Annotated in this window: 4 protein-coding genes and 1 pseudogene; 3 read left to right on the forward strand and 2 right to left on the reverse strand. The window is 65.9% G+C overall.

Annotated features, from left to right (window positions below; genetic code table 11):
* The first annotated feature begins 127 nt into the window (after positions 1-127).
* Positions 128-1,267, forward strand: a complete 1,140-nt coding sequence (locus tag AB0I53_RS49225; protein WP_358618069.1) for an IS701 family transposase — start codon at positions 128-130, stop codon at positions 1,265-1,267.
* Between the two features lie 283 nt (positions 1,268-1,550).
* Here the strand turns inward: AB0I53_RS49225 and AB0I53_RS49230 are convergent, their stop codons facing one another.
* Together AB0I53_RS49230 and AB0I53_RS49235 are read right to left on the reverse strand one after the other, a co-directional pair.
* Positions 1,551-2,405 carry an alpha/beta hydrolase-fold protein gene (locus AB0I53_RS49230; RefSeq protein WP_358618071.1) on the reverse strand — a complete coding sequence of 285 codons (855 nt, stop codon included), beginning with the start codon at positions 2,403-2,405 and terminating at the stop codon, positions 1,551-1,553.
* Positions 2,402-3,628 carry an amidohydrolase family protein gene (locus AB0I53_RS49235; RefSeq protein WP_358618074.1) on the reverse strand — a complete coding sequence of 409 codons (1,227 nt, stop codon included), beginning with the start codon at positions 3,626-3,628 and terminating at the stop codon, positions 2,402-2,404. Before AB0I53_RS49235 ends, AB0I53_RS49230 begins: the two co-directional genes overlap by 4 nt.
* 91 nt (positions 3,629-3,719) lie before the next feature.
* Here AB0I53_RS49235 and AB0I53_RS49240 point away from each other — a divergent pair, with 91 nt between their 5' ends.
* Together AB0I53_RS49240 and AB0I53_RS49245 are read left to right on the forward strand one after the other, a co-directional pair.
* Positions 3,720-4,316: a TetR/AcrR family transcriptional regulator gene (locus AB0I53_RS49240; RefSeq protein WP_358498754.1), complete on the forward strand. Its 597-nt coding sequence runs from the start codon at positions 3,720-3,722 to the stop codon at positions 4,314-4,316.
* 100 nt (positions 4,317-4,416) lie between these two features.
* A pseudogene (locus AB0I53_RS49245) lies at positions 4,417-4,743 on the forward strand (transposase); the annotation flags it as partial.
* Between the last annotated feature and the right edge of the window lie 349 nt (positions 4,744-5,092).

A 5,092-nucleotide genomic window follows, 5' to 3' on the forward strand; every position in this document is an offset into this window, starting at 1 on the left:
CCAACCCGGCAACCCAAGCGTCAAGATCCTCATCTACCAGCACAAGATCAAAAACCTACCACCAACCAGATCACGAAATGCGGCTGGAGTACTAGCACTGCAACGGCACTCGCGTGGGTAGTGGACCATGTTGCGGGTGATGGAGATGGTGGTGGCTGAGCTGGGTCGGGTCCATGAGCGGGTTTCGGGTCGTTTCACGAGGTTGGAACCGCGGATGCGGGCTCGGGAGTACATGTCCGGGCTGGTGGCGGGCCTGGAACGGAAGAATGGCTGGACGCTGGCCGAGCAGGCGGGTGAGGTGTCACCGGACGGGATGCAGCGGTTGCTGCGCTGGGCGGACTGGGACATCGACGGCGTGCGTGATGATCTGCGGGCCTATGTGGTCGAGCACCTCGGCGAGCCCGATGGCGTGCTGATCGTGGACGACACCGGGTTTCTGAAGAAGGGCACCAAGTCCGCCGGTGTGCAGCGGCAGTATTCCGGCACTGCGGGCCGGATCGAGAACTGCCAGATCGGGACCTTCCTGGCGTACGCGTCGACGCGTGGCCATGTGCTGATCGATCGGGAGTTGTATCTGCCGGAGCCGTGGATCGCCGACCGGGACCGCGCCCGTGCGGCCGGGATCCCGGCCGAGATCGAGTTCGAGACCAAACCACGTCACGCGATGGCGATGCTGGCACGGGCGTTTGACACGGGTGTGCCGTTCGCGTGGATCACTGCTGATGAGCCATACGGGCAGGTCAAATACCTGCGGACATGGCTGGAGGAGCGCGACGCCGCGTACGTGCTGGCCACCAAAGTCAACGACACCCTGATCACCACCGACGGCGGTGAAACACGCGCCGACGAGCTGATCGCCGCCCTGCCGCAGCGCTCGTGGCGACGGTTGTCGGTCGGCGCCGGCGCGCACGGCCCCCGCGAGTACGACTGGGCGAGGATGCCCATCCGCATCGGCTGGCGGGCCGGGCGCGGGCACTGGTTGCTGGCCCGGCGTTCGATCTCGGACCCGACCGAGATCGCCTACTACGTCTGCTACGGGTCTCGCCACTCGACTCTGCTGGACCTGGCCTGGATCGTCGGCACGCGCTGGCGGATCGAGGAATGCTTCCAGCAAGCCAAAAACGAAGCCGGGCTCGACCACTACCAGGTCCGATCCTGGCGAGCGTGGTACGCCCATATCACCCTGTCCATGCTCGCCCACGCCTGGCTCACCGTGTCACGATCCCTTGCCATAAAAGGGGAATCGGTGTCGACGAACCAGGCATGATCGGATTCACGCTACCGGAGATCCGGCGCCTGCTCACCAAACTCGTCCTGCGTGTCGCCGACACCGCCGAACACATTTGGGCCTGGTCACGCTTCCGCCGACACCGACAACACCAAGCCCGCCTCAGCCACTACCAACGACGAGGCTACCCACTCACCTGAGCGCCGTTGCAGTAATTAGGCGGTCGTCACCATTGTCGAGACTGCAGGTCATCGATGGACATGCGAACTCTCCGGAGTGCGGGCCGCCCAGCGCGGCGGTCGCACAGCCGCGGCGTTCGCGCTTACCGGGCCCGGCAGGTCCTGAGGTAGCTGAGGAACGATGCCTGCAGGCCAGTCACGTGCGTTTCGCGCAGGACCGCGCTGGTGACGGCTCCGCCGCGTGAGGTGAGGCGGTGAAGGACGGTGGCCGTGTTCTTCGTGATGTTTTGGTAGATGGCCAGGTCTCCGAGTAGCTCTCGCTCGTTGAGGGTCACGTGAAGCTTGGCGGCATGCTGCCTGTCACCCATCTCTTGGAGCTGGGCGAAGATCTGACTGTCTTCACCGGCGACGCCGGGGCTGCCCGCTCCGATGCTCTCGAAGAGCGTGCTGCCGGTGAGCCAGGTGTAGAGGCTGAAAAGTCCGCCGTAGGAGTAGCCGAAAAGGCCGTGACCGCTCGTGGCTGTGCCGTAGTCGCGTTCGATCCGCGGGTGCAGTTCCGCGGTGAGGAAGCCCAGGAACGCATCGGCGTGGGTGTCGCGCAGTTCGGCGAGGTAGGCGTCGGCTTCTTCGCGTGTCCTCGCGCCCGCTTGAAATCCCGCCTCCACGGCATCGATGAGCTCCTTGGCGATGGGCTCGCCGGGTGGCACGAGGTCTCTGTTGCGCAGCCGATCCCAGTGCTGTGCGTCTTCGCCCGCGTAGCCGACGCTGACCTGGATGTAGGGCTGGATCCGCTGCATGGGGTCCGCCTGGGTGACGATGAGCGGAGCCGTCATGCCCACGGCCCAGTTGCCGTCGAGCACATACACGGCAGGCGCTCGCGTCGTGGCGGGGTCGTAGCCCGGTGGCGTGGTGACCCAGACGCCGTAGTCGTGCCCACCGCTGGAGCGCATCTCGAAGTAGTCGGTGTCGGCGAGGCAGCCGTGCCACATGGTGCTCATCGGAGGTCCTTCACAACACGTCCGGCTTGGACGACGAGTACGGCGTTGGCGGGGTCGGCGAAGAGCTTCGGATCTTCGAGCGGGTTGCCGTTCCAGAGCACGAGGTCTGCCTGCATGCCGGGAGCGATGACCCCCACTTGGCTGGATAGGCCAAGGATCTCGGCGTTGGTCTTCGTGGCCGCCACGAGTGCTTCCATCGGCGTCTCCAGCTCTGCGCGCAACTTGAGTTCTTCGCCTCGACGGTCCTGAGCCGGACCGATGAGATCGGAACCCAGCCCGATCCGCACTCCGGCCTCCTTGGCGACGGCAAGCGCCTCGGTCATCCGCTCACGAACACCCAGCACACGATCGCGGGTCGACTCGCCGAGGCCGGCTCCAGCGGTGTCATGCAGCAGTTGCTCGACGACAGCGAACGTGGGCACAAGGGCGACCTCGCGAGTGGCCATCAGGGTGGCCGTGGACTCATCGAGGTCGGTGCCGTGTTCGACACAGCGCACCCCGGCCTCGACCGCGTTCCGAATGCCTTCGTTGTTGTGGGCGTGAACCGTCACATAGGTGCCCCGTGCCGCGGCTTCTTGAACAGCGACGGCGATCTCTTCCACGGTGAACTGGGTGTCGGTCAGCTGGTCGTGCGCGCCGACCACTCCGCCGGTCACACAGAGCTTCAGGAAGGAGGCTCCGCGACGGAATGCCTCGCGCACGTTGCTTCGCAGCTCGTCCGCGTTGCCCGACATCATGGACAGGGCGCACAGGCCCGGAACGTGATGGCTGCTCCACAGCTCGGTGGGTTCCCAGTCGGCTCCGTAGTAGCCGTGCCCACCGGTCTGGCACTGAACAGGTCCGCACGACAGGACGCGTGGCCCCCTGACCTTGCCCTTGGCGATCGTGGTGACGACGCCGCCGTCGATCCCGCCGGTGTCCCGAACGGTCGTGAAGCCGGCGTCGAGCGTCGCGCCGGCCGTGGCGAAGATGTCTGCCGCGATCTCCGCGGCACTGATCCGAAACGAGAACTGCGGCTGGATCGGGCTCGACAGGCCCAGGTGAACGTGAGCGTCGATCAGGCCAGGCGTCATCGTCAGTCCCCCGGCATCGAAGCGCTCGCCGTGTGCGCCGGAGGCACCGAGCTGGGTGATACGCCCGTCTTCGATGGTGACGTTGACGTCGACGGGGTCGCGACCCGACCCGTCGACGACCGCCGCGCCGGTTATCTGAAAAGGTCCCACAAGTCATGTCCTCCGCCGTCGGTGAGCTGACTGCGACCATGGTTGAAGCACCACGGCACCGTCAGTCTTTTCCAATGGATAAACTGTGGGAGTGATCCTGTCAAGCACGGAACGCACCGGCGACGCACGCGAGCGCCTCCTGGCTCGGCTTCTCGACGCCTTCGACGAGGCCCTTCCCGCACCGGAGGTGTCACTCCGTGAGATCGCCGCCCGGACCGGGACCAGCCACGCCCTCCTGCGATACCACTTCGGGTCGCTCCCGGGCGTCCTGGCAGCCATGCTCAAGGCGCAGCGATCCCGTGACAACGAGGCGCTTTTCGAGGCCGCCCAGCAAGGCACCTTCGACGACCTCGTCGTGGCGATCTGGCAGACCTACACCCGCCCGGAGCAGCTGTCGCGTGTCCGCGGCTTCTTTCACGTCGTAGGTCTGGCCGCGTACAGCCCAGAGAACTTTCGTGAGTTCATCGACTCACTCGACGACCTGACCAAGATTCTGGCCTCGCTCGCGGAACGCGAAGGGCTCGACGCCAAGGAAGCGCTGACCACGGCCTCCGTCACCATCGCCGCGATTCGTGGCCTGCTCCTCCAGGAGGTCCTGACTCCGGCAGTCCACTCGGAGGACGCGGTCGCCTTGATCCTGCGCATGAGCAAGGGCCAATCCGTTCCACGGACACATCCGGGGCCTTGAGCAGGGAGTACTGCAACGACGGCGTGACGTGGGATGCTGAGGGCTGTCGGCGGTGATGATCACCGCGTGGTGGATCTTGCAAGGTGAGTGGCGTCGTTGGATGCCGGTGGTGGAGCTGATCTTCAGCCGTTTCGCCAGGTCCGAGCCGCGCCAGCGGGTCGGTACCTACCTGCGGAGGCTGCTGGCAGGGCGGGAGCGGAAGAACGGCTGGACGCTGGCCGAGAATGGCGGGGCGGTCTCGCCGGACGGGATGCAGCGGTTGCTGCGCACCACGGACTGGGACGTCGACGGGGCCCGGGATGACCTGCGCGGTGACGTCCTGGACCAGCTCGGTGATGACGCGACCGGGGTGTTCATCCTCGACGAGACCAGGTTCATCAAGAAAGGCGTCCGCTCGGCCTGGGTGCAGCGTCAGTACACCGGCACCAGGGTTGCCGGGGCGCGGTGGGCGATCGAGGAGTGCTTCCGGACCGCGAAGAACGAGGCCGGGCTCGACCAGTGTCAGGCCCGGTCGTGGCGGGCCTGACACCCCCACATCACTCTGGCCATGCTCGCCGCCGCCTACCTCGCTCCCACCCGCGCCCAGGAGGCCGAAAAGGGGCACCTGGGACCGGCCTCGACGGGTTGATCCCATTATCGGGCAACGAGATCCGCCCCTGATCGCCGAGTGCCGTTGCAGTACTAAAGCCTGTCCCGTAATGATCAAATGTTGGTGGCAGGCAAGGGAAACGCAGCCCGTGTGGTGGCGGTGGCGTTCAGTGGGTCATGGCGAGGTT

It is taken from the genome of Saccharopolyspora sp. NPDC050389, from assembly GCF_040655595.1.
In the GTDB taxonomy this organism is placed as follows: domain Bacteria; phylum Actinomycetota; class Actinomycetes; order Mycobacteriales; family Pseudonocardiaceae; genus Saccharopolyspora.